Annotated in this window: 1 protein-coding gene; it reads right to left on the bottom strand. The window is 56.8% G+C overall.

All coding sequences use genetic code 11. The annotated features are described in order from the left end of the window. Positions 1-289: IS3 family transposase (locus tag KW838_RS29705; RefSeq protein ID WP_371317900.1), on the bottom strand; the 289-nt coding region annotated here is incomplete at its 3' end. Positions 290-488 lie beyond the last annotated feature (199 nt).

The raw sequence follows: 488 nt of genomic DNA, 5'->3' as shown, positions 1-488 counted from the left end.
CGAAATACATCCAGCGCGTGCCGACTTTGATGTAGGTCACATCGCCGCACCACACTTGGTTAACCGCCGTGACATCAAACTTGCGCTTGAGCACATGCGGCGCCACCAGCGCCTCAACGCCGGAAGACTTGTACTTGTGCCGCCGCCGTTGATGACTGGCAACACCGGCTTCGCGCATCAAGCTGCGAGCCATATGTCGCCCGACACGATGCCCCTTGGCTTGCAGTTCCTTGGACAGGGTGCGAGACCCTGCGGACGCTCTGGATTCCTTATGATGCTTGACCAGCACGGCCTTAAGTTTCTCCCGCTCAGGATTCACCTTGCCCTGACGCTGACGCCAGGCGTAAAAGCTGCTGCGGGCGACTCCAAACGCCCGACAGCAATTGTTAACGCCGTACTGCTCGTCCAGCTCATTGATCAGCGAGAATGATCTTTGGAGTCCAAAAGCAGGAGAGCACTGGCCTTTTTTAGGATTTCAATGTCCAGGT

Origin of the sequence: Pseudomonas sp. PDM27 (genome assembly GCF_019219205.1) — a bacterium.
GTDB classification, from domain to species: Bacteria; Pseudomonadota; Gammaproteobacteria; order Pseudomonadales; family Pseudomonadaceae; genus Aquipseudomonas; species Aquipseudomonas laurylsulfatiphila.
This window is presented reverse-complemented; position numbering and strand designations above follow the sequence as displayed.